The sequence below is a fragment of the Tepidibacillus infernus genome (assembly GCF_048898065.1).
Taxonomy (GTDB): domain Bacteria; phylum Bacillota; class Bacilli; order Tepidibacillales; family Tepidibacillaceae; genus Tepidibacillus_B; species Tepidibacillus_B infernus.
This window is the reverse complement of record NZ_JBLWFI010000001.1, coordinates 2,440,679-2,464,483: the sequence shown is the minus strand read 5'-3', so window position 1 is coordinate 2,464,483 and position 23,805 is coordinate 2,440,679. Positions and strand designations below refer to the sequence as shown.

Below are 23,805 nucleotides of genomic sequence, written 5' to 3'. Positions count from 1 at the left end.
CGCTCCTTAGATATTCCTGTTATATATCATTCTTAATCCTTCTAAGGTTAATAATGAATTTACAATTTCTATCGTCTTTGATTCCGTAGCAATTAAGCCAGCCAACCCGCCAGTTGCTACGATTCTTGGTTTTTTAGGACTTTGTTTAATCATACGTTCTACAATGGCATCAACTTGTCCAACAAATCCATAAATAATTCCAGATTGCATCGCTGTTATCGTATTTTTTCCAACAATCTCTTTAGGCTTGACTAATTCAATTCTTGGTAATTTTGCTGCTCTTTGATAAAGAGCTTCTGTAGAGATTCCTATACCTGGAGCAATTGCCCCTCCCTGGTAAACCCCATTTTCATCAATATAGTCAAAGGTTGTTGCTGTACCAAAATCAATGACCACTAAAGGGGTTCCATAAATTTCAATAGCAGCTACCGAATTAACGATACGATCTGCACCTACTTCTGCTGGGTTTTCTATTTGAATTTTAATCCCAGTTTTAATTCCAGGGCCAACAATAATAGGTGTTAGTCTAAAATACTTCTTTACCATTTTTTCTAATGCAAACATTAGTGGTGGTACTACAGATGAAATAATAACACCATGTATATCTGAAAAAAGAAGATGATCATGCTGAAATAATTGTTTGATCAACATTCCGTATTCATCCTCTGTTTTACTACGATCTGTAGCTACTCGCCAATGATGTAATAAATTTTCCTCTTGATAAACACCCAAAACTATATTTGTATTCCCTACGTCGACCACTAGGATCATTTGACGTTCACCTTTTCTATGTAAATTTACTATCTTTTAATCTTACCAACGGTACATATGATTATCAATTAAAAATAAAAAAATAGAGGTTGTTTAAAGTACAACCCCTTAGCTACATTACTTTATGAATAATCCATCAAAAATTAGCCTTTAAAATAATCCTGTAATTTTTCCATTTTCATCAATATCCATATTTAAAGCAGCCGGTTTTTTAGGAAGTCCAGGCATTGTCATGATATCTCCTGTTAAGGCAACGATGAAACCTGCCCCTAAAGAAGGCTTTAATTCCCTAATAGTAATTTTAAATCCTGTTGGTCTACCTAACATTGAAGGATCATCTGATAAAGAATATTGGGTTTTTGCCATACAAATAGGCAATTTATCCCAACCATTTTCTTTAAATTGTTCAATTTGTTTTCTGGCTGAGCTAGTAAATTCGATACCATCAGCTCCATACACTTTTTTAGCAATAGATTCGATTTTTACCTCAATAGGATCTTCAACATGATACAATTCCTGATGCTCTTTTCCATTTTTTTCTATAACCTCAATCAATTTTTCAGCTAATTCTATTCCACCTTCTCCACCTTTTGCCCATACTTCTGAAATAGCAACTAGAACTCCTTCTCCTTCAACCAGTTTTTTTAATTCCTGTAATTCATTTTCTGTATCGGTTGGAAACTGATTAATGGCAACGACGTAAGGTAAATCGAAGGCTTGAATCGTCTCCATATGTTTTTGAAGATTTTCGAAACCTCTTTTTAAAGCTTCAACATTTTCTATTTTCAAATCACTTTTTGCTACTCCTCCATGCATTTTTAATGCTCTAACTGTTACCACAATCACAACAGCACTTGGTTTATATTCTCCATATCTTGAAGCAATATGGAAGAATTTCTCTGCGCCCAAGTCTGCTCCAAATCCAGCTTCAGTAATCGTGTAATCTGCAAGTTTTAATGCCATTTTTGTTGCCAATATACTATTTGTCCCATGAGCAATATTCGCAAAGGGACCACCATGTACAAAAGCAGGAGTGTTTTCCAATGTTTGAACGAGGTTTGGTTTAATTGCATCTTTTAATAGTAGTGCCATTGCCCCTTGTACCCCTAAATCTGCCACAGTAACTGGTTTTTTATCAAAGGTATAGGCCACCACAATCTTGCTCAGTCTTTCTTTGAGATCCTTTAACCCACTAGATAAACAAAGGATTGCCATTACCTCAGAGGCAACAGTAATATCAAATCCATCTTGTCTTGGCATTCCTTGGATTGGACCACCTAATCCAATCACTATCTGCCTTAAAGCACGATCATTTAAATCAAGAACCCGTTTCCAAATGATTCTTCTTGGGTCAATTTGTAATTCATTCCCTTGTTGAATATGATTATCGATGATCGCAGATAATGCATTATGTGCCGTTGTAATTGCGTGTATATCCCCAGTAAAGTGAAGGTTAATATCTTCCATCGGAACGACTTGTGAGTAACCACCTCCAGCAGCCCCGCCTTTAATCCCCATACTTGGACCTAAAGATGGCTCTCTTAACGCAATAATAGCCTTTTTACCAATTTTATTAAAAGCTTGCCCTAGGCCAACCGTTACTGTCGATTTTCCCTCTCCAGCAGGTGTAGGACTTATGGCAGTAACTAAAACTAATTTCCCATCTTTTTTGTTATGTAAGCGATTTAATAAATCTAGAGAAATTTTGGCTTTGTACTTCCCATATAATTCAATTTCATCTTCTAAGATACCTATTTCTTTTGCTATTTCAAAAATAGGCTTCATTTCTGCCTTTTGGGCGATTTCAATATCTGTTAGAATTGGTTTTTCATTCACTTACAAAATCCCCCTTGGATCAAAATTTATTCGTTTCCCTTAATATTAAACACCATTCCATAATTGTATCATATATAACATTTTTAAAAAGCTCAATCATTTGGTAAAAAAGGTTTGTATATTCCATCGCGCTCCGTCATCCGTGCCCTTCTATGAATAAAGATTACGGAGAGAAGGGCACTTCTGAAGGTCGCAGCTTATGGTATATACAAACCCTTAAATAACAAATGGAAGAAAGTTATACTTTCTTAATCTTCAAAAAAAGGAGCAAAATGGCTCCTTTTTATAGTTAAACTTTATTCTTCTTTTTTATCTTGATCGATCGTCATTTCGTCTTTAAAGTTTAGTTCTTGATCAGAACGGTTTTCTTTGTGCTGAATTTGAACCTTTACTTGATGATCTATATTTTCATCATCAAGCTTTCCGTTTTCAATTAATTGTTTAATTTGATCAGCATCTAGGGTTTCTTTCACCATCAATGTCTGCGCAACTAGTTCAAGTTCATCTCTATGCTCTTCAAGAACTTGTTTACAACGTTGATAACTTTCCTCAATAAATCTTCTAATTTCAAGATCGATTTCATATGCCACTTTATCACTATAATTCTGCTCGCGATTAAAATCTCTGCCTAGAAATACTTGACCTTGGCCATGCCCAAACTGCATCGGGCCTAACTTTTCACTCATACCAAATTCTGTTACCATTCTACGTGCAATACTTGTTGCCCGTTCAAAGTCATTATGAGCTCCGGTACTTACTTCTCCAAGCACAATCTCCTCAGCTACTCGACCCCCTAACAACCCGGTAATTTTATCAAGTAGTTCAGGTTTGGTCATGAAATAACGATCTTCTTTAGGTAACATCACCGTATATCCCCCAGCACTTCCTCTTGGTACCACAGTTACTTTGTGTACCTGATCAGCGTGCTCAAGATGATATCCAACAATGGTATGACCAGCCTCATGGTAAGCAACGATTTTCTTCTCTTTTTCACTAATCAATCTGCTCTTTTTCTCCGGACCAGCGATTACGCGGTCAATGGCCTCATCTATTTCAAGCATTGTAATTGCTTTAAGATTTTTCCTAGCTGCTAATAGAGCTGCTTCATTAAGAAGGTTTTCTAAATCAGCACCTGTAAACCCTGGAGTTCTTCGAGCAATCACATCTAACTTAATATCATCAGCTAATGGTTTATTCCTAGCATGAACTTTTAATATTTCCTCGCGACCTTTAACATCAGGTCGATCAACAGTAATTTGTCTATCAAAACGCCCTGGTCTTAATAAGGCAGGATCCAATATATCTGGTCGGTTTGTTGCCGCGACGATTATAATTCCCTCATTAGCCCCAAATCCATCCATTTCTACAAGCAACTGGTTTAATGTTTGTTCCCTTTCATCATGCCCACCGCCTAAACCAGCACCACGTTGACGACCAACGGCATCAATTTCGTCAATAAAAATAATACATGGAGAGTTTTTCTTTGCATTCTCGAATAAGTCACGTACACGAGATGCACCTACACCGACGAACATTTCCACAAAGTCAGAACCACTAATACTAAAGAAAGGTACACCTGCTTCACCTGCTACAGCCCTGGCTAATAGCGTCTTCCCTGTTCCTGGTGGCCCAACAAGTAAAACTCCTTTTGGAATTCTTGCGCCTAATGAAGCAAATTTACGCGGATCTTGCAAAAACTCAACCACTTCAACAAGTTCTTGTTTTTCCTCATCAGCGCCAGCTACATCTTTAAAGGTAACTTTTTTCTTCTCTTCATTGTATAAACGGGCTCGGCTTTTACCAAAGTTCATAACTTTGCTACCGCCGCCTTGCACCTGATTTAGTAAGAAAAAGAAAAGAAGAAAGATAAGAACTAAAGGAATAATCGATGTTAGAAAAGTAATCCAAATCGAATCTCTTTTAGGCTCTAAAAAGGTCAATTTATCAACAGGGGCATTGGTAAGATCTGCTAAAAATCCTTCACTAAAGGGTGCATTTGTATAAAACTGCTTTTTACTATCTGCACCGGCTTTATACACACCTTCTATTCGGTAAGTGATTCCATCTGGACGAGCAGTAATCTCGCTATATTTGCCTTCAGCTAATTCAGTTTTAAATTGGGTATAACTGATTTGCTCTGTTGTTGTACCAGGTTTTGTAAAAAAACTAACAATTCCAACTGTCAGTAAGAAAATTAGTAAATAAAATCCGGTATTTCTTACAAAGCGGTTCATCTCTTACCTCCTCTCATGAACACTTTCATTATTTTATCATAAAAGAAAAAGTCCCCACAATAGACATACTTAACGGGAGTACACTTCTGGTTTAAGTACGCCAATATATGGAAAATTACGGTACCTTTCATTATAATCTAAACCATAACCTACCACAAATTCATCAGGGATAACAAACCCACTTAAATCCGGGGTTAATGAGACCTTTCTTCTATGCGGTTTATCTAATAAAGTAACGATTTTTATTGAGTTGATGTTTCTTCTGTTAAAAAGATCAACCAAATAACTTAATGTAAGACCACTATCAATGATATCTTCAACGATAATAATATCTCTTCCTTCAATTGTTGTATCCAAATCCTTCAAAATACGTACCACACCAGAAGATTCAGTAGAAGCTCCATAACTTGAGACAGCCATAAAATCCATTTCTACATGAATATTCATATGTCTGACTAGATCCGACATAAAAAGCGTCGCCCCTTTGAGCACACAAACCATCAATGGGGTCTTTCCTTCATATTCTTTACTTAAAATAGATCCTAATTCACTGACCTTTTGCTCAATTTCTTCTTTTGTGATTAGTATTTCTTTGATGTCATTTTCCATATCCATCCTCCTATAAAAATTTGGTGATCATTTATAATACCTTATGGTATTTAACATTGTTTATATTATGTATATATAATCAGTCATGTTGTCATGATGATATATAAAAACTTCTTTGTTTGTTCAGAAATTAAAGCGATATTAGAACGTTTTACACCGGGAATCCAAATGATCTCGCGATCAATTTCTATAATTGGTTGTAAATCACGACTAGATTTTGGGATCTTTTCATCAATAAAAAGATCCTTTACTTTTTTTGTTCCTTGCATTCCAAATACCGTCATTCGATCCCCAGGCATCCGAGAACGAATGATGATAGGTTCTTTGCTATTTAATTTTTCATAATCAAATACTGCCCATATTCCTTCAAGCTCTAAAAACCGATCAGAAAGAATCGTTTTAAAACGCTTTCCAATGAAAGATAATGTAGCCTCCCCTGGAACTTCCATCTCGATATAAAAAGATGGAGTGTCTGTTTTTACCATTTGGGTGGTGAAAACGATCTGATCATAGTTTCGATAAACGCGTATCCCAGGCAAATCTAAAGACTTGGAAGGTTCTTTCTGTCTAATGAGATAAAGAATATCTTCAATATGCTTATAACCAAATTCTTCTGATAAAATCAGATAACTTAATATTAGATGAATCAATCTTCTTTGTAAAGCAATCTCCAATTTTTGTAATAAAATAGTATTTAAAGTATATGAATGAGTATTCTTCTCAATGACACATTTTTCCAAAACTTCTTCTGCTAACTTTTGTACATATTTATCTTCATCTTGAGTAATTTTCCCTAAATGATGTAAATGATTATTGATTTGTTGATTATATTTTTTTAAGTAAGGAATGATTTCTAGTCTGATTTGATTCCGAAAATAATTTGTAGAAAAATTACTCTTATCTGTTCTATAGGGAATAGCAAAAGTATAACTATAATCTTCAATTTCTTGCCTTGTTATATCTAATAGTGGCCGTATAATCTTTAAGCCTTTCCATACACGAACATAAGGAATTCCTCCAAGCCCGTGAACGCCTGTCCCTCTAATGATTCTCATCAATACTGTTTCCGCTTGATCATTCAAGTGATGCCCTAAGGCAATCATATCTGCGTTCCGTTTTTGTGCTACTTCATAATAGAATTGATATCTTTTTTCTCTACCAGCTTCTTCAGTTCCCAAACCCGTTTCTTTCATATAATCAGCGATATTCACTGTGCTTATTTCAATAGGAATGTTTCTTTTCTTGCACTGTTCCAAAACAAATTGAGCATCATCATCAGATTCCTTTCCCCTTAATTGATGATTAAGATGAACTGCAACCAAAGGATTAGAAGTGATTTTAGAGAGGGCATCTAATAGAACCATAGAATCTGGTCCTCCAGATAAACCGATAATGATAGGTTTCTCACTTTCTATCATTTGATAAGCCTCAATTGTTTGTTTAATCTTCCTTAACATTTGCATTGTCATTCCTTCTTAAGATTTGAGAAATAACCCCTGAAAAAATAAGTCCAAAGGCAATTGCTCCCGATATCAACAATGTCTTTGTTGCATATTTAATTGCGATTGAATAATCATTTTCTACAAAATGGCGCATAGTATCATAAGCTAATCCACCTGGTACTAAAGGAATAATTCCCGAAACACTAAACACAGTTACTGGCATCTTGTGATACCTTGCCAATAATTGACTTACTGTAGCAACAAAAAATGCAGCGATCAAGGTAGCAAAAACCATATCAAAATGATATTGTCCTGTTAGCCAAATATAAAGAGCCCATCCTAACATTCCAATGATTCCACCACTAATCATTGACCTCTTAGGAACGTTAAAAATAATACCAAAGGCCATCGTTGCAAAAAAACTTGTATAAAATGTTTCAAAATTCATGTTCACACCATACCCTAATCCACTAAATCATTGCAATAAATACTGCAATTCCAGCTCCGATCGCAAAGGCTGTAAAAAAGGCCTCTGCCCCGCGCGCCAAACCAGATACTAAATCGCCAGCCATAAGATCTCTAACTGCGTTTGTTATAAGTACTCCTGGTACTAATGGCATAATCGATCCGATAATCACTTTATCTAAATGAATATCCATCCCAAAATAATAAAAAAGATAAGTGATTGCCCCAATGATGAAAGCAGCTAAGATCTCTGCAAAAAATTTAACTTGTACTATACGATGAATATAAATAAAAAGGATGAAACCAATACCGCCTGCAAATAATGCTGGAGTTACATCTTGCCAACCTCCTCCAAACATTAACGAAAAAAAAGCACTCGCAACTGAAGCGGCCAATATTTGAAGCCATAATGGATAAAGTGGCTCCTCCTTTTCAACTTCTAACAATTTTTCGTATGCTAAGTCAATCGACATGATTCCTGAGCTGATCTTACGTGAAATATCATTGACCAAAGCAACTTTATTTAAATCAATTAAACGTTCAGAAATACGCATAAATTTAGTTTGGACATCTTCTTTATTTCTACCTTGAATGGTTAGAAATATACCCGTAGGCGTCACATAACTATTTGTTTCATAAACAGAGTAAGCTTTTGCAATGCGATTCATCGTATCCTCAACACGATAAGTTTCCGCACCACTTGATAACATAATTTTTCCGGCTAATAAACAGACTTCCATAATATCAGCTACATTTTCTTTCACAAAAGGGCTTCCCCCTTACCACAAGTAAATCAATCGTCCAAACATAAGAATAAAAAAGATGATCGATGAAGTAAATAGCCATTCAATCCAATTCCATGGTTTCTTAGTAGTGGTATTCTTAGAGCCTCCTAAGAATTTTGAACATTCTTCAATTGCTAAACCTGCTGATGTATAAGTTCCATTTAGAATTTTTATTAAAATAGGTGACAAATTTTTCAAATCATGAATATTAGGTATTATATCATAAAGTTCATGAAAACTACGATGTGATCGATAAATTTGATAAAATTTCTGTTCACCTAAAGTAAGTTGTAATAAAATCATGACGATAGAAAATAAATCGTAATGTGGGTCAGCCTTTCTAGTCCCTGCCCCCCAGCTTCCCCTATCATATATTTCTGTGTACTGCCTAATTCCTTCACCAAACTTTGTTACACCTCCAAAGTCAATCATTGAGAGTTTTCCTAAGTCAGGATCAATTAAAAAATGCTCAGGTTTTAAATCGCCAAATGCCCACCCTTCTTTATGAATCACTTCTAATAATTTAAGCATTTTTATAAATATTTTTAAATAATCCTTCTCACTTTTTCCATAAAAGAAATATTTAATAGAAATACCCTGTACATAAGGCATTACATAAAAAGAATAATGTTCATCATCATCAATAAAATCATCAATGTCAAATACGGAAAACCCAAGGCTTGGACCTTGGGTTTCACTAAGACGCTGTATCACTGTAATTTCATAACCGAGATCAATTGAGATAGGACTTATTTTTAAAGCATATAGTTTTCCAGATGATTGAACCAAATAAACCGTGCCATTTTCCCCTGAGCCAAGTGACCGCCTCACAATATACTGTCTACCATTCCATTTACCCTTAATCACCTTACCTGAACGAAAAGTTTCTTTATGGGAACGATTAAACAACATATTCATCAAGCAACCCTTGTTTATGTTTTGATTGATAAAATAGATCAATGCTTTTTAAAATAGCTGATCCAGTAGGTGTATTTCCCTGTGGTACCATTTGATGTAATATGGTATCTACCTTCTTAATATCTTTCGTCCAAGGAATTTTAATATCAAGGAGATCAGGATTGCCTGGAAAGATAACAATCGAAATTGAGCTCTCCCCAGCTCTAGACAATAAACTTAATTGGAAGTCAACGATTGCTTCTTGTACCTTTTCCATTTTTTTTAGCATACTTGCACTTTGGTCAATTAATAATAAAACCTTAAGATGACTATGTTCTGCCATTTCATCCATCATATTTGCAACCTTTAACCTTTGATTAGGGGAGATTTCAACTAAATCTTTCTCCCCTAAAATTTGTACGAGTTGTGCGTTAACAACTTGGGTAATTGTTTTGTTCATTGCTTGTCTAGTAACAAATTGAACTGTTTTCTTTACCCTTTCTACAGGAACGATCTGGCTCAGTCCGCCTCCGGCCTTTGCAATCCCTTCAATTTCAAGAATACCTTGTTTTCCAATTTGACCTCCATCAGTGATCCCTATCACATTTATAATAATTCCCTTTTGATAAGCTTGTCTGGCAGCTTCAATCGGTGAATAGCCTTGGTTCGAACAACCATCTGTAATTAAAGTAATTTGATTGAAAACTAAAGTTTCATTCATTTTGCTCCCCCCTGTTTAATACCATTCATTTCCACAAAGGGGAGCAGTTATACGTAATCCCTTAAAACACAATGTTTTCTAATTAACTATTCTTTCCCTTTCAATTTTGGACAGTCCAGGAATTTTTATTGTTGCCCATTCTGGTTGATACTTGTCAATTTTGGAAACAACCACAGTCATATCATCTCTAATTTCCCCTTGCAAATATCGAACTACCTTTTCTAACAATAAGTCGGCAAATTCCTGCGGAAGATCGGATTCAATTTCCTGTATCATTCTTTTCATCCATAACTCCTTATTTGCCGTCCGTTTTGGTGAGTCATAGATGCCGTCTGTCATCATAATCAATAAATCCCCAGGTTGAAGTGCTACTTCGATACTCTCAATGTCAATGTCTTGGATAATGCCTACTGGTAAATTATTAGCAGATATCATGATGACCTCATCACCGCGTTTAATAAAACTAGGCGTCGATCCGACCTTAAGAAACTTGGTTTTTGCATTAAATAAGTCCACAATTGCCAAGTCAACAGTCGAGAAAATTTCCTCTTGAGAACGTAATAGTAATACAGAGTTAATCGTCTTTATTGCAATCGTTTCTTCAATTCCTGATTGTAATAACTGTTTTAACAACTCCAAAGTCGCTTTACTTTCTGTTCGAGCACGCTCACCATTTCCCATGCCATCACTTAAAGCAACAGCATATTTCCCGTTGCTAACCTCGATTGTACTAAAACTATCACCAGATAACCATTTTCCTCCTTTTGCCGCTCCTGCATATCCTGTATCTACTTCATAGGTTTTTGCAGATCGTAAACACATTTTACATGAGCCGTCTTTCTTGAATTGACATTCCTTGTTATTTACGATGATATTTTCATTGAGCACCTCTGAAATTAATGGAGCAACAATCTTGATACACTCATCCCTTCCATTACAATTTGGTTGAGTCACTTCTATTTCGACATTACCCTCCTCTAGTCGAATAATATTTACTTGGCGTACAGACAGACCTAACCTTTCTAAGGCTTGATGGATTTGTTGTTCCTGTATACCCAAATCTTTACCGTCTTTTTGTATTTCTTGAGCTAAATCTTTCATCACTTGGGAGACACCGTATAATTGATGGGCGACTAATTGTCTACTTTCTTCTAATTGATTTTTCCAATATAAATGGTCACTATAACTGTCATAAACATCCATTAAATGAAAAGAGGTTTGATCCGATTTTACACAATGGTCGGCCCACTCACTGGGAATATTCTTTTTCGTTATTTTTCCTTTCGTTTCGATGATTGTCATCAATTCCGTCATGATTCGATAAGTTTTAAAAAATTCCTCATTCCAACATTTATTTCTTTTCCAACAAGTTTGACAATGTTTTTCCGCCACCTGGCTCATAAAGTGGTCAATTTGTTCACTTTGATCAATCCTCGTAGGGGCTGAGATTTCTTTAAAACTATTTGCTAATTGGGTAAACATATTTGCAAACTGATCGATCTTCCCTGAAGTAACTGATCTTATTTTTGAAACATACTCTTGATAATGAAGATGGTATTCACTTGTACCAGGAATAAATGTGGCGATTTGCTTGATCAATGACTTAGGGGTTAAAACAAAGAAAACTAAAGCAATCATTGATTCAGCAAAAGAAATCCAAATCTCGTTTTGGTCTCCTAAATAAATGGATAAAATCGTTGTACCGATCACTAAACCGAATGCAACACCTAATTTATTTGCTTGTTTTAATAAACCTGCTAAAAGTCCTGAGAAAGCTAACAAACTAATTTGATAAACAGCATTTGTGTTAGACAAACTTAAGATCAATCCGGTAACAACACCAACAGATGAACCAATCGCACCACCACCAACAAAAGCAAATATTAAAATCAGATAGCGAGAGATGATATGCTCAATGGAATAATCCTGAATAGTCCAACCTACAGTTCCAGTCATCGTCGAAGCTAAAAGAATAATTAACCCAATAATCTCTTCTTGATTTAAAGAGACTTGATCCTTTTGGTAGATAAGAATAGGCAAAGATTGGGCGAAGATTAAGGTTAAGATAAACCCTAAGGCTGTTTCGATCCCAGCCATTACCCAAGGATAGATTTCATTAACTTGTTGATAAAAAAGGTTTGTCCCTTGGGGAATGGCCATAGAGAGCGAAACGAGAAATGGAGCATAGGATAAGTCTGCTTTGTTTTTTGTAACTAACCATTTTTGAACAAAGAAATAGATCACCATACCCGAAAAGATAATAGCTGAATGACGGCTATCTGTAAGATTTGTACCAAATAAGATGGCTAAACTAATATATAATAACTTCTCTTTTTTCAAATGATACATTAAAGCGAAGAAAGGAATGGCAAAGGGAGACATATCATTCAGAATAACCGCTCTACCTAATAAAAAACCCATTACCAAATAACCGAATTCCCATCTTTTAAAAAGGAGATAAAAAAAACCCATTACTTTTTGGTGCAACAGATCGCCTATTTGATTTAAATACGTAGAAACTGTCCCTGATTGAACCAATAAACCATTCTTTAAAATAAATTTTTTAAACATAAATGACACCACCCGATTTCCTATTGTGTCATTTATTATAAACAGAAAGGTAAACAAAATTTGTCAAAACAAGGAGACAGCTTTTAAAAAAATTACGACAAAATCTACCTAACCGACAAGGGTTTATACAAACTTAAGGGGTTTAAGAACAAATGCTCCCGCAAATATCTGTCGATTTACTTAGAATAGGTACCATTTCCGACAAAACTTCCTAAAATATTTTTTCATAAAAGCATAAGATGGAAATGGAAGAAAGTTATACTTTCTTAATCTTTAAAAAAAAAACACGCCTAAGCGTGTTTTATGTAAGTATTAAAATGGTGGACGATGACGGGATCGAACCGCCGACCCCCTGCTTGTAAGGCAGGTGCTCTCCCAGCTGAGCTAATCGTCCAAATACAGATTTCAGATGCCGGAAGTCGGATGTCAGATTGAATGTTTTTCTTCGAAGTCCTTTCTTTCTCTCTGACTTCTGATCTCTTACCTCTGTCTTCTTTTTGTGGTGACCCGTAGGGGATTCGAACCCCTGTTACCGCCGTGAAAGGGCGGTGTCTTAACCACTTGACCAACGGGCCAGTATGGTAGCGGCGGAGGGAATCGAACCCCCGACCTCACGGGTATGAACCGTACGCTCTAGCCAGCTGAGCTACACCGCCATATATAATAAATGATCCTATTATGGATCAACGTAGTACAAATGGTTTAATTGGTTGTACCACAGGCACTCCGATTTCATTTGATCAAGGATGCCAATCGACGTAGTACAAATGGTTTAATTGGTTGCGGGGACAGGACTTGAACCTGCGACCTTCGGGTTATGAGCCCGACGAGCTACCAACTGCTCCACCCCGCGTCAGTCACAATATTTATTATATAATAACTTTGAAAAGGAAGTCAACTGTCTTTTTCAAAAACATACTTTTTTATGAAGGGAATCATTATCACTGGCAGGAAATAATTATACTTTGTGACCAAATAGCCACAAAGTATAATACCACATATATGATTTAACCGCGACGGGCGCCACGACCCCCTCGTTTAGAATCGGTGCTTTTGCGTAATGTAGAAAGTCGTTCTTCACTATCTTTTAAGAACTTGTTCAACTTGTCATCAAAACTTTCATTTGATTGACGACGTGTAGATTTTTGTGGTCTTTCTTTCGGTGTATGTTCTACTGGTTTTTCCTGTGCTTTCTTTAAAGAAAGGCCGATCTTTCCATCCTTTTCGACATTAATCACCTTAACCGTAATCATGTCATTTACTTTTAAAAATTCATTTACATCCTTTACATAACTATCAGCAATTTCGGAAATATGAATTAAACCGGTTTCACCACTTGGCAGCTCAATAAACGCACCGAAATGGGTAATTCCTGTTACTTTCCCTTTAACTTTGCTGCCTATTTCAATTGACATGTATTAAAACTTCCTCCTTAAAGAATAAAGAATAGACTAATGAGATTATAACTGATGCTCAGAAAACATGTCAATAATGATCGTTTACCAATCTATTCCTCAGGGGTAATAATAATAAACTCTCCAGGCTTAGATAAAAAGTAATATTTTCGTGCCATCTCTGCTATATATTCCTTGTTTTGCAAAAGCATTACTTTCTTTTCTAATTCCCTTTTGGTTTCAGCCACTTGTTGCTCTTGTTTCTGCAATTCCACTAGTTTAGCTTTTTTTTCTTTAATATCTATCCACTGATTGTAGCCGGTAAACCCCGCCCAAACTATAAAAGTCATTAAAAGAAGAATAATTGCATGTATTCTTTTTCTACTCGCATGATTGATTTGATTTTTTTTTGACATGACAGTTATCCTCCATTAAAAATTAGGCTAATTCTTCTTACGCGTAAATAGTTTCTTCAAAAAGGAGGAAAATCCTGCTTTTTGCTTAACTCTAGTTGAAAACTTTTGTATAAACTTCAAGATAGGTATAAACATTGCAAAAAGAAAGGTAAGTATTGAAATAAACAACTTATAAATTAAAATGACTGGTTTAATCACAAGAATATTGATTGCATGAATCACCAAGACCCATATGGTTTTGATTAGATGATACAACTTACTCCAAAATTTTAAAATGATCTTACTTATTGTAATATAATAGAACCATAAACCGATTATAAATGTTAATAATATTGATAAACGAAGTTGTCCATCATTACTCCATAATAACAAACGAAAGATGAAAAGAGCAGAAAAAACACCAAAACTTACATCAAAAATAAAGACGATCCACTGAGGTAGATCTATTTCCTTTTTTAGCACCCGATAGCTATCAAAGATCATTCCAACAAAAAATCCACTACCTATCATTAAAATTGTTGTGATAAATTGCTCGTTTAGTGTCACTTAAACAACTTGCCAAAGAATCCTTTAGCCTTCTCCGAAGAGTATCCATCGTTTAAATATCCCATCTCATAGACTAAACCTTCAATTGCAACAAATCCCTGTTCTAAATTTAGATTTTTAATATGTAAATTTTGCCCACGAATATGCAAGTATCCGAATTCCGTATTTAATAAAAACTCTTCACTATCGAAGCTCTCTACATCCTTTACACCTGTAACTTGCATGACTTCTCTATCTACAACCATCACTTCATGTTTAAGCCCTTTTCTTGATCTATCCTCCATTTTATCAACCCCCTTTTACTACATCTTATGGCTTGGCAAAATTTTTAGAACAAAAAAAGAAGGCTGATTATAAACCTTCTTGTTCTGTAATCTTTTCTTCTTTTATCACTGTATACATCTCTAAAGCTTCTTCCTTCTTTGAGGTCTCCACACATTTGTTTACCTGAACTGTTAACTTCTTTTGGCCAAATCGAATAGAGAGCAGATCTCCCTCATTCACATTTGAGCTAGCTTTAGCAACCTGTCCATTAATTTCAATACGACCTTGATCAGAGACTTCCTTAGCGATTGTCCTACGTTTAATCAACCTTGAAACTTTTAGAAATTTATCTAATCTCATTTAATCAACCTCTCTAACTATACTTTTTTAGCTTCTTCCCAATATTGATCCATGATTTCTAATGCAGCATGTTCGATCGGAATTCCTTTTTCTTTTAATTTTTGTTCGATATAGAAAAATCTTTTCATGAATTTTCGATTTGTTTTTTCTAGCGCTTCTTCTGGATCTATCTTCATAAATCTAGCTAGATTAACAACCGCAAACATTACATCCCCTAATTCATCCTTTGCCGATTCACCATTTGCCTCTTTAAGTTCATCAATTTCTTCAGCAATTTTTTGATAAACTTGTTCAATCGTTGGCCAATCGAAGCCAACACTAGCCGCCTTTTTTTGTAACTTGTAGGCACGTAAGATTGCCGGTAAATCTTTTGGAATACCCTGTAAGATAGAGGAATGGATCACACCCTGTTTTTCCTTTTCCTGCTCCTTTATCTTATTCCAACGTTTAAAAACCTCTTCTGCCTTTTCTGCTTTCTCATCTCCAAATACGTGAGGATGTCTTCTTACAAGCTTCTGATTTAATTGCATAATCACATCATAGATATTAAAATATCCTTCATCATCCCCTATTTGTGCGTGAAGCATCACCTGCAATAGAACATCTCCTAATTCTTCAATCATATGATCCATATCTAATTCATCAATCGTCTCTAAAAGTTCATAAGCCTCTTCAATGAGATACTTCCTAATCGATTGATGTGTCTGTTCTTTATCCCAAGGACAGCCATTTGGCCCCCTTAACGTTTGGACAATCTCAACTAACCTAGAAAATGTTTTTTGTTGAACCTGTTCATCCTCTGTCATTGGAACAAAAACTGAACTTAGATGATGAAAATCTTCTGGTTTGTGATCCAATTCGTAGAGGGAAATTGGTTTGATAATCTCTTTACTACCCATTCCTAGATTGCTAACAATCCAGATTGTCATCTCCTCAGGATAAAGTTCCAATAAAGTTAATTTTACATCGGATGCAACAAATTGGTTATAAACTTGGCCAATCACAATATTTTTAGAGGGATCTAAATCATTTCTAGTGATGGTTTCGCCGTTTAAAAAGATAAAACCATCTATTGGGTCAATATGTAAACTTGAAAATAGGGTGTCTAAAAAACTTTCTCCCCCCTTTACTTCAATTTCGATTCCCTTTGCCTTTCCTAGTTCTAATAAATATTGTACACTTTTCTCTGCAACCATTGGATGTCCAGGAACAGCATAAACAATCGAATCCACCCTTTTTACCTCTTCTAATAAATGTGTTGCTATTTTTTGATAAACCTGGTCATATTCCTGATTTGTATCATAAAGATCGTCAAACGTTTTATAATTAATTCCCTCTTGATCCAGAAAAGAAACGACTGGATGAATTTTCGTCCTTAAGTAAAGATGATCACTACTCTTTAATAATTTGTAGGCCCCTAGAGACAACTGTTCTTCATTCCCAGAACCCAGTCCTATAATGATTATTTTCTCATTCATAAAAGAGACTCCTTTAATCTTTTAATATTCTCAACCGCTCCGTAAAAGTAATTAGTTTCTTTCCTACCTTAGGAGTGTTGATTAAATCCTTTTTAGTAATCGCCCCAAAAATAAAGAGGCTAAAGGCAAAGACAATGATACCTAAACTTACAGAAACGATAGAAACGACCGCCATCAACAACCGTTCTTTGGGGATAAAAGGAGATATCGCTAACTCTAAAAATTCCTTTGCTATCCATACGATTGCCCCCATCATCAAAGTTGCTATGGTTGGTTTTACAAAGAAATTCAAGAAACCAATTTTGATACCTGTATATTGATTTACAGCAATTAGATTTAAAAACGTCGCAACCGCATATGCACTAACAGTGGCCAAAGCTGCGCCGTCGATACCAAAGGTACGAATGAGAATGAGGTTAAGCACTAATTTAATGATTACACCAATAAAAAGATTTCTTGCTGGTAAGATCACTTGCCCAATTCCTTGTAATATACCTGAAGAAGTAATTCCTAAGGTTGAAAACATGGATGTGAAGGCTAAAATAGCTAATGTTTTGGTCCCTACATTGTTTTCATAAAGTAAAATATTTGCCGGTTCAGCAATCACGGCAAGTCCAACAGAAGCAGGAAGACCAATAAGTAAGGTTAGTCTTAAAGCCAAATCGGTACGTTCTTGAATCAATTGATGATTCTTTCTTGCTGACGCTTCAGATATAGAAGGAACCAATGCTAAAGATAAAGATGTTGCAAAAAACGCTGTAAACTGGACCAAGGGTTGACCTCTTGTATAGATCCCAAACCAATATTCTGATTGGGTTTTTTCAAATCCTAATGCTTGAAGTAAGTTAGAAACAGAAAAGGAATCAACGACACCAAATAAAGGCAAGATTAATGATCCTAAAGCGATAGGAATGGAATAATATAATATCTTTTTTATAATTCCAACTACTGGTTGTTGGCTAAATTGCTGGATTTCAACTTGCCCATGAGATAAAAAGATCTCGTCCGTCATACGATTCGTCTTTTTCCAAAATAATAATAGAACAGCAAAGGCAAAGATGGCTCCAGAAAATGCTCCAAAAACAGCCCCTGCACCTGCATAATAGACCCCATAGTCATTCTTTATAAACCAATAGGATAAGACTAAGATTGTGATCACTCGAACGATTTGTTCAACAATTTGTGAATAAGCAGTAGGTACCATATATTGATGACCCTGATAATAGCCTCTAATGGCTGCCATTAAAGGAACAATTAAAAGGGCAAAGGAGACACTTTTTATCGCAATAGAAAGCTGTTGATTTCCCATTAAGACAGCTAATAAGTCGGATCCGAAATAAAGAATAATAAAAAAGAGAATACCAGTCATACTAAGAATATATGCTGAAATCCTAAAAATACGTTTTGCTCCTCGCTTGTCCCCTAACGCTAAACGTTCAGAAACCATTTTTGAGATGGCAATAGGAAAACCAGCCGTTGCAATAATCAATAACATACTATAGATCGGATAAACTTTATTATAAACTGCTAATCCTACATCTCCAGTAATATTTTGATAAGGGATTCGATAAACTGCACCTAATAGTTTGGATATAAGTGCAGCTATGCCTAATATGGCAGCCCCTTTGATAAATGATTGCCCCTTAGAATGCATCTTTCTCTCTCCTCATAAATTACAAAATGTCTAAATTATTATAACACAAGCTGTTTTATTCACCCATTAAAATTGAAGAAGCAGGCGATGCCTGCTTCAATACCTACTTCATATTTGATCATTGTTCCATCTGTTTTGCTAAAAATGATGCAGCTGTTTCCACCATTTTGATTTCCAATGTACCCATTTTAGTGTCATCTTTAGCAATCAAAATGACTGCTCCTATCGGGTCACCACTAGCGACAATAGGTGCTATGACATAAGAAGTATAGCTTTCGAGGGAATCCTTTACTATACTAACTTCTCCAGAGTTCGTTTCCACTAAAGTTTTGCGTTGCTCCATACTTTCTTCCACAATTTTCCCAATAGATTTCTCCATATAATCTTTTTTGCTAACACCGGCTACTGCAATGATCGTATCCCGATCTGAAATTAAGACAACGTGGTTTAAATTTTCGTATAAGGAATCAGCAAGTTCCTTTGCAAAGTCCCCAAGTTCGCCAATTGGCGAATATTTCTTTAATATCACTTCTCCATCTCGATCAACAAAAATTTCTAATGGATCCCCTTCACGGATTCTTAGGGTTCTTCTAATTTCCTTTGGGATAACAACCCTTCCTAAGTCATCAATTCGTCGAACAATACCTGTTGCTTTCATTCTTGATGCCTCACTTTCTTGTATATAGTAACAAAGTTGAACAATTATTGAATATCTATAATTTTTTTCTTCCGTTCTTGTCCATAGTATTCTTCTGTTACCAAATTATTATACAAGTAAAGGTTCTAAGCTTTCTACCGCATTGGAAAGTTAAACTTCGATAAAAGTTTTTTTACTTTTCGGGTAAGTTGATTTTCTTAATGATCTTTTGTAATTCGTTCGTCATAAACTGATTATATTCTTGAGCAATAACTTGCCCTTTTAGTTGATCAGAAAGTTGTTCTAAAGTTGGTACTTGGCGATTGATCACTTTTATAATGTGATAGCCAAATTCTGTTTTTACCAAGTCGCTTAATTGTCCAACAGGTAATGTTAATGCTGCTTTTTTAAATTCAGGAACCCAAGAAGATACTGGGGCATTTTCATACACTCCCCCATTATCCTTACTACCAGGGTCATCCGAATATTCCTTGGCTAATTTCGCGAAATCTTCTCCTTTTTTTAATTTAGCCAATACTTCTTCTGCCCTTTTTTTTGCTTCTTCCTCCGATCGATCCTTTGTGGCAATTAAAATATGGCTTATTGTTGCAATCGTATATTCTTCTTTATTTTCTTTATATTGTTTTTCTAATTTTTCCTTTTCCTCATTAAATGTTTTCGCTGACTTCTCTTCCATGTAATTTTGAATCGCTTGGTATCGATTTACATAATCGACAAGGTCATTTTCAGTGATCTTTAATTCCGCTAATTTTTTATTATAATTTTCTTCAGAACCCATTGTTCCTTTGATTGCCTTTAGTAAATCTTCTATTTCCTTATCGTCAGCTTTTTGATTCTTTGCTTTTGATGCAAGATATTTTTGACCTATATATTGTTCTAATGCTTGTCTTTGCGATTCAGGTTGGTTAATCGTCCCTTCTAATTGAGGATTAAAAAAGGTAGTTACTTGAAGGAAAGTATTAAATTCATCTTTTGTTACTGTTCCTCCATCATATTCTGCCACTACATCTTGTTTAACCTTTCCTGTATCAGGCGCTTGATTACTACAACCTACAATGCTGAAGATAAAAACAACCGCTAATAAGAGAATCAAACCTTTTTTCTTATTCATGTGTATAAAGAACTCCTTCCTGTTTGAACGCTTCTCGATAACGAGCAAGGAATTGTTCAATTAATTGAATTCCTTGTTCAGAGGTTAAATTTTTCAAGTTAACCTTAATGCCAATGTGATGTCCTGAAGAAAGTTTAATGCGATGGTCAAATTCGTTTGCTATTTTGAATAATTTATAACCATCTATGATTTGATTTTGGTCAGGGTGTACTTGCATCGTGACTTCTTTGCCCTTTTGGATGATATTTTCTATTCGGTATAGATAAGTATAAGTCTTAATTCTAGTAACAGCTAATAAGTTTTGTACAGGTTGAGGGATATCACCAAAACGGTCTAATAGTTCATCTTCTAGATCTTGAGCCTCTTCTAATTTCCTGATATTTGCAAACCTTTTATACATCTCAATTTTTTGCATCGAGTCTGTTATATAATCAGTCGGTAGATATGCATCGACTTCCAATTCAATTTGCGGCTCAATTTTCTCCTCTTTCTTAACTTCCCCTTTCAAGTCATCAATGGCTTCTTTCAACATTTGACTATATAGATCAAAACCAACTGAAGCAATAAAACCATGTTGTTCTGCTCCTAAAAGGTTCCCTGCCCCTCTTATCGCTAAATCCCTCATCGCTATTTTGAACCCTGAACCAAGTTCAGTAAATTCTTTAATCGCTTGTAATCTTTTTTCTGCAACTTCCGATAATACCTTATCCCTTTGATAAGTAAAATAGGCATAAGCAATCCTATTGGATCTACCCACCCTTCCTCTTAGCTGATATAGTTGGGATAACCCCATTTTATCCGCATCATAGATGATTAAGGTATTTACATTTGGAATATCTACACCCGTCTCAATAATTGTTGTACTAACAAGAACATCATATTCTTCTTCCAAAAAGTCTAACATCACACGTTCCAATTCAGATTCAGACATTTGCCCATGCGCCACTGCCACTTTTGCATCGGGAACTAACATACTAATTTGATCTGCCATTTGTTGAATGGATTTTACTTGGTTATAAAGAAAATAAACTTGTCCTCCACGAGCAAGTTCCCTTTCTATTGCTTCACGGACCATTGCTGCACTATATTCTACCACATATGTCTGAACAGGGAAACGATTTTCAGGGGGTGTTTCAATGACTGATAGATCTCTTACGCCTAACATCGACATGTGTAATGTACGAGGAATCGGGGTTGCGGTAAGGGTAAGTACATCAACATTTGTTTTTAATTCCTTTAATTTTTCTTTATGCTTTACTCCAAACCGTTGTTCCTCGTCTACAATAAGCAGACCAAGATCTTTAAATTGGACATCTTTAGATAATAACCGATGAGTACCTATAACGATGTCGACAGTTCCATCTTTAATTCCTTTAATTACTTCTGTTTGCTGTTTTTTCGTACGAAATCGGCTTATCACTTCAATCTTTATCGGATATTCCAAGAAGCGTTCCTTAAATGTCTCAAAATGCTGTTGTGCTAAGATCGTTGTAGGAACTAATACCGCAACTTGCTTCCCAGCCATTGCTGCTTTAAAAGCAGCACGAATCGCTACTTCTGTTTTACCATATCCTACATCACCACAAAGAAGTCGATCCATCGGTCTCTCGTTTTCCATATCTTGTTTAATTTCTTCGATGCTTCTTAGCTGGTCAGGTGTTTCATCATATGGGAATAAAGCCTCAAATTCATGTTGAAATTCATTATCTTTAGGAAAAGAAAAGCCTTTAGTTGCTTGTCTTTTTGCATATAATTTGATCAAGTCCTCAGCAATATCCTGAACAGAGGATTTCACCTTATTTTTAACTTTGGTCCATTCTGTTCCACCTAAAGAATAAATTTTCGGCTCCTTTTCTTCCCCACCTACATACTTTTGAACCAAATCAATTTGATCAATCGGCACATAAAGTTTATCATTACCGGCATATTTAATATGAAGGTAATCCTTATGAATACCGTTAATATCTAAAGTCTCAATTCCAATATACCGCCCTATTCCATGATTCACATGGACAACATAATCCCCTACCCGTAGGTCAGTATAATTCTTGATACGTTCAGCATTGGCCGTTTGGGAGACCTTCTTTGCTTTTCTTTGCTTTTGAGAAAAGATTTCTCCTTCTGTAATCACTGCCAAACGAATTTCAGCCATTTCAAAACCTGACTGTAAATTCCCTTGTAAAATAATCGGCCTAAGTGATATTTCACGGATGGTATTAGGAACAATATCTACTTCCATGCCATAGTCATCCAGCACACGCTGTAAGCGCTTAACCCTTTCTGCATCTGAGGCTAAAAAGATGACACTAGTATTAGATTTCCTCCATCTTTCAAGTTCACCTTTAAGTAAATGCATCTGTCCATGGAAGTTTTGCATATTTCTACTTACAAAATTGATAATATTTTCAGGATTCGCATGTGGAATCTGTCTCAAAAATAAAGATAAGTATAAAGCCTGTTTACGATGTCCAACGATTATATCAAGATAGGATTGATATACTTCTAATTGGGGTAAAAATTCCCCTTGCTGTAATAAGGCTGTTTTCCACTCATTTACCTCTTTCTCAGTCTGTTTTGCAACTTCTATCATTCGATTTGCTTCATCAAAAACTATTAGACTATCTTTTTCAAAATAATCTAACAGAGTATATTTTTGGGAATATAAAACCGAAGCATATTTGTAAAAGCCATTAAAATATTGATTTTCTTTTAATTGCTCTATCTCCCAAGATACGTTTGCAATTAACTTTTCCTTTATCACTGAATCTTTTATACGATTCAACTGCTCGCTAAGGTATTCTTCTGCTCGAGTTGCAGCCTTCATGAATTCTTCTTTCGTTGCGATCCATTCCCTTGCCGGAGGAATGTCAACATTTTTCAACTTTTCAATAGACCTTTGCGTTCCAATATCAAAAGTACGGATTGAATCAATCTCTACATCAAACAATTCAATTCGTACTGGGTTTTCTAATGTAAGTGGATAAATATCTATGATTCCGCCTCTAACGCTAAATTCTCCTTGTTTTTCAACAATGTCAGTTCTTTTATAACCTAAAAAAATGAGGTTATTTAATAGACGGTTTAAATCGATAATTTTTCCTATTTCTATTGAGATCATGGAGTCAACAAAGCTACTTTTAGGTGGAAGAAACTTACTTAGCCCAATATAAGGAATGATATAGATTCCCTTTTTTCCTTCAGCTAAACTCTGTAAAACATGAATTCTTTGGGCTAGTGTCTCTGGACTCTGAGCATCAATATCAATTAAAGTTAATTCATTTGCTGGGTATAAATACAGTTGTTTTTCTGTTACTAATTCTAATAAGTCATCATAAACTTTTTGAGCTTGAAGTAAATTATGAGTGACTACAATCAGCGTCTTATTTACTTCTTGAAAAAGTGAAGCAATCATTGCTTGTTTTGTTGATCCACTCAACCCCGTAATCAGTTGCTCTTTCATGCCAGCGTTTAAACCTGAAAGAATGGACTGAAATTCCTTACTTCTAGCAAACTTTTGTAAGATAATTTCCATACTGTTCCCCCTTTCCTTAAATTCATAAAATAATATGACCTCTTCTTTATCATGAAAAATA

At 35.3% G+C, this 23,805-nt stretch carries 20 protein-coding genes and 4 tRNA genes; all 24 read right to left on the bottom strand.

The window, feature by feature from the left end:
- Positions 1 to 6: 6 nt before the first annotated feature.
- Positions 7 to 771 (bottom strand): type III pantothenate kinase, encoded by a 765-nt coding sequence (locus TEPIDINF_RS12370; protein WP_069797933.1) that lies wholly within the window; start codon positions 769 to 771, stop codon positions 7 to 9.
- A gap of 150 nt (positions 772 to 921) precedes the next feature.
- The gene (locus TEPIDINF_RS12365; RefSeq protein ID WP_421692173.1) at positions 922 to 2,556 is read right to left on the bottom strand and encodes a formate--tetrahydrofolate ligase; all 1,635 of its coding nucleotides are present in this window, start codon (positions 2,554 to 2,556) and stop codon (positions 922 to 924) included.
- A 347-nt stretch (positions 2,557 to 2,903) separates the two neighbouring features.
- Positions 2,904 to 4,841, bottom strand: a complete 1,938-nt coding sequence (gene ftsH / locus TEPIDINF_RS12360; RefSeq protein WP_068727104.1) for an ATP-dependent zinc metalloprotease FtsH — start codon at positions 4,839 to 4,841, stop codon at positions 2,904 to 2,906.
- A 69-nt stretch (positions 4,842 to 4,910) separates the two neighbouring features.
- Positions 4,911 to 5,450 carry a hypoxanthine phosphoribosyltransferase gene (hpt, locus tag TEPIDINF_RS12355; protein ID WP_068727102.1) on the bottom strand — a complete coding sequence of 180 codons (540 nt, stop codon included), beginning with the start codon at positions 5,448 to 5,450 and terminating at the stop codon, positions 4,911 to 4,913.
- A gap of 83 nt (positions 5,451 to 5,533) precedes the next feature.
- Entirely contained in the window at positions 5,534 to 6,913 is a 1,380-nt protein-coding gene (tilS, locus tag TEPIDINF_RS12350; protein ID WP_421692114.1) for a tRNA lysidine(34) synthetase TilS, read from the bottom strand.
- Complete coding sequence (locus tag TEPIDINF_RS12345; protein WP_068727097.1) at positions 6,891 to 7,340, bottom strand: threonine/serine exporter family protein; 450 nt, start codon at positions 7,338 to 7,340, stop codon at positions 6,891 to 6,893. Before TEPIDINF_RS12345 ends, tilS begins: the two co-directional genes overlap by 23 nt.
- Before the next feature lie 22 nt (positions 7,341 to 7,362).
- A complete protein-coding gene (locus tag TEPIDINF_RS12340) occupies positions 7,363 to 8,097 on the bottom strand; it encodes a threonine/serine exporter family protein (RefSeq protein ID WP_421692172.1) in 735 nt (244 codons plus the stop codon).
- Positions 8,098 to 8,136: 39 nt separating this feature from the next.
- Complete coding sequence (locus tag TEPIDINF_RS12335; protein WP_421692113.1) at positions 8,137 to 9,060, bottom strand: protein kinase domain-containing protein; 924 nt, start codon at positions 9,058 to 9,060, stop codon at positions 8,137 to 8,139.
- A complete protein-coding gene (locus TEPIDINF_RS12330; RefSeq protein ID WP_421692112.1) occupies positions 9,044 to 9,760 on the bottom strand; it encodes a vWA domain-containing protein in 717 nt (238 codons plus the stop codon). Before TEPIDINF_RS12330 ends, TEPIDINF_RS12335 begins: the two co-directional genes overlap by 17 nt.
- A 78-nt stretch (positions 9,761 to 9,838) precedes the next feature.
- Positions 9,839 to 12,331, bottom strand: a complete 2,493-nt coding sequence (gene spoIIE / locus TEPIDINF_RS12325) for a stage II sporulation protein E (RefSeq protein ID WP_421692111.1) — start codon at positions 12,329 to 12,331, stop codon at positions 9,839 to 9,841.
- 318 nt (positions 12,332 to 12,649) lie between these two features.
- A tRNA-Val gene (locus TEPIDINF_RS12320) sits at positions 12,650 to 12,725 on the bottom strand.
- 106 nt (positions 12,726 to 12,831) lie between these two features.
- A tRNA-Glu gene (locus TEPIDINF_RS12315) sits at positions 12,832 to 12,906 on the bottom strand.
- Between the two features lie 4 nt (positions 12,907 to 12,910).
- A tRNA-Met gene (locus tag TEPIDINF_RS12310) sits at positions 12,911 to 12,987 on the bottom strand.
- A 121-nt stretch (positions 12,988 to 13,108) separates the two neighbouring features.
- Positions 13,109 to 13,184 (bottom strand) — tRNA-Met (locus tag TEPIDINF_RS12305).
- Between the two features lie 154 nt (positions 13,185 to 13,338).
- Complete coding sequence (locus TEPIDINF_RS12300; protein WP_068727085.1) at positions 13,339 to 13,746, bottom strand: S1 domain-containing RNA-binding protein; 408 nt, start codon at positions 13,744 to 13,746, stop codon at positions 13,339 to 13,341.
- Positions 13,747 to 13,838: 92 nt separating this feature from the next.
- A complete protein-coding gene (locus tag TEPIDINF_RS12295; protein ID WP_069797921.1) occupies positions 13,839 to 14,141 on the bottom strand; it encodes an FtsB family cell division protein in 303 nt (100 codons plus the stop codon).
- 27 nt (positions 14,142 to 14,168) lie between these two features.
- Complete coding sequence (gene yabQ / locus TEPIDINF_RS12290; protein ID WP_421692110.1) at positions 14,169 to 14,687, bottom strand: spore cortex biosynthesis protein YabQ; 519 nt, start codon at positions 14,685 to 14,687, stop codon at positions 14,169 to 14,171.
- Positions 14,684 to 14,971, bottom strand: coding sequence for a sporulation protein YabP (gene yabP, locus TEPIDINF_RS12285; protein WP_068727079.1), 288 nt, complete (start codon positions 14,969 to 14,971; stop codon positions 14,684 to 14,686). Before yabP ends, yabQ begins: the two co-directional genes overlap by 4 nt.
- 67 nt (positions 14,972 to 15,038) lie before the next feature.
- Entirely contained in the window at positions 15,039 to 15,311 is a 273-nt protein-coding gene (locus tag TEPIDINF_RS12280) for an RNA-binding S4 domain-containing protein (RefSeq protein ID WP_068727075.1), read from the bottom strand.
- Between the two features lie 17 nt (positions 15,312 to 15,328).
- Entirely contained in the window at positions 15,329 to 16,789 is a 1,461-nt protein-coding gene (gene yabN / locus TEPIDINF_RS12275) for a bifunctional methyltransferase/pyrophosphohydrolase YabN (RefSeq protein ID WP_421692109.1), read from the bottom strand.
- Positions 16,790 to 16,802: 13 nt separating this feature from the next.
- Positions 16,803 to 18,443, bottom strand: coding sequence for a putative polysaccharide biosynthesis protein (locus TEPIDINF_RS12270; RefSeq protein WP_421692108.1), 1,641 nt, complete (start codon positions 18,441 to 18,443; stop codon positions 16,803 to 16,805).
- Between the two features lie 118 nt (positions 18,444 to 18,561).
- Positions 18,562 to 19,101, bottom strand: coding sequence for a stage V sporulation protein T (gene spoVT, locus TEPIDINF_RS12265; RefSeq protein WP_068727070.1), 540 nt, complete (start codon positions 19,099 to 19,101; stop codon positions 18,562 to 18,564).
- Positions 19,102 to 19,273: 172 nt separating this feature from the next.
- Positions 19,274 to 20,212 carry a peptidylprolyl isomerase gene (locus tag TEPIDINF_RS12260; RefSeq protein WP_421692107.1) on the bottom strand — a complete coding sequence of 313 codons (939 nt, stop codon included), beginning with the start codon at positions 20,210 to 20,212 and terminating at the stop codon, positions 19,274 to 19,276.
- The gene (mfd, locus tag TEPIDINF_RS12255) at positions 20,205 to 23,744 is read right to left on the bottom strand and encodes a transcription-repair coupling factor (RefSeq protein ID WP_421692106.1); all 3,540 of its coding nucleotides are present in this window, start codon (positions 23,742 to 23,744) and stop codon (positions 20,205 to 20,207) included. The genes TEPIDINF_RS12260 and mfd overlap by 8 nt, the downstream gene beginning before the upstream one ends.
- Positions 23,745 to 23,805 lie beyond the last annotated feature (61 nt).

Bases quoted from the DNA above. Each gene is read 5' to 3' on its own strand.
- TEPIDINF_RS12370 (WP_069797933.1), bottom strand. From the start codon at position 771: ATGATCCTAGTGGTCGACGTAGGGAATACAAATATAGTTTTGGGTGTT.
- TEPIDINF_RS12365 (WP_421692173.1), bottom strand. From the start codon at position 2,556: ATGAAGCCTATTTTTGAAATAGCAAAAGAAATAGGTATCTTAGAAGAT.
- ftsH (WP_068727104.1), bottom strand. From the start codon at position 4,841: ATGAACCGCTTTGTAAGAAATACCGGATTTTATTTACTAATTTTCTTA.
- hpt (WP_068727102.1), bottom strand. From the start codon at position 5,450: ATGGAAAATGACATCAAAGAAATACTAATCACAAAAGAAGAAATTGAG.
- tilS (WP_421692114.1), bottom strand. From the start codon at position 6,913: ATGCAAATGTTAAGGAAGATTAAACAAACAATTGAGGCTTATCAAATG.
- TEPIDINF_RS12345 (WP_068727097.1), bottom strand. From the start codon at position 7,340: ATGAATTTTGAAACATTTTATACAAGTTTTTTTGCAACGATGGCCTTT.
- TEPIDINF_RS12340 (WP_421692172.1), bottom strand. From the start codon at position 8,097: ATGGAAGTCTGTTTATTAGCCGGAAAAATTATGTTATCAAGTGGTGCG.
- TEPIDINF_RS12335 (WP_421692113.1), bottom strand. From the start codon at position 9,060: ATGAATATGTTGTTTAATCGTTCCCATAAAGAAACTTTTCGTTCAGGT.
- TEPIDINF_RS12330 (WP_421692112.1), bottom strand. From the start codon at position 9,760: ATGAATGAAACTTTAGTTTTCAATCAAATTACTTTAATTACAGATGGT.
- spoIIE (WP_421692111.1), bottom strand. From the start codon at position 12,331: ATGTTTAAAAAATTTATTTTAAAGAATGGTTTATTGGTTCAATCAGGG.
- TEPIDINF_RS12300 (WP_068727085.1), bottom strand. From the start codon at position 13,746: ATGTCAATTGAAATAGGCAGCAAAGTTAAAGGGAAAGTAACAGGAATT.
- TEPIDINF_RS12295 (WP_069797921.1), bottom strand. From the start codon at position 14,141: ATGTCAAAAAAAAATCAAATCAATCATGCGAGTAGAAAAAGAATACAT.
- yabP (WP_068727079.1), bottom strand. From the start codon at position 14,971: ATGGAGGATAGATCAAGAAAAGGGCTTAAACATGAAGTGATGGTTGTA.
- TEPIDINF_RS12280 (WP_068727075.1), bottom strand. From the start codon at position 15,311: ATGAGATTAGATAAATTTCTAAAAGTTTCAAGGTTGATTAAACGTAGG.
- yabN (WP_421692109.1), bottom strand. From the start codon at position 16,789: ATGAATGAGAAAATAATCATTATAGGACTGGGTTCTGGGAATGAAGAA.
- TEPIDINF_RS12270 (WP_421692108.1), bottom strand. From the start codon at position 18,443: ATGCATTCTAAGGGGCAATCATTTATCAAAGGGGCTGCCATATTAGGC.
- spoVT (WP_068727070.1), bottom strand. From the start codon at position 19,101: ATGAAAGCAACAGGTATTGTTCGACGAATTGATGACTTAGGAAGGGTT.
- TEPIDINF_RS12260 (WP_421692107.1), bottom strand. From the start codon at position 20,212: ATGAATAAGAAAAAAGGTTTGATTCTCTTATTAGCGGTTGTTTTTATC.
- mfd (WP_421692106.1), bottom strand. From the start codon at position 23,744: ATGGAAATTATCTTACAAAAGTTTGCTAGAAGTAAGGAATTTCAGTCC.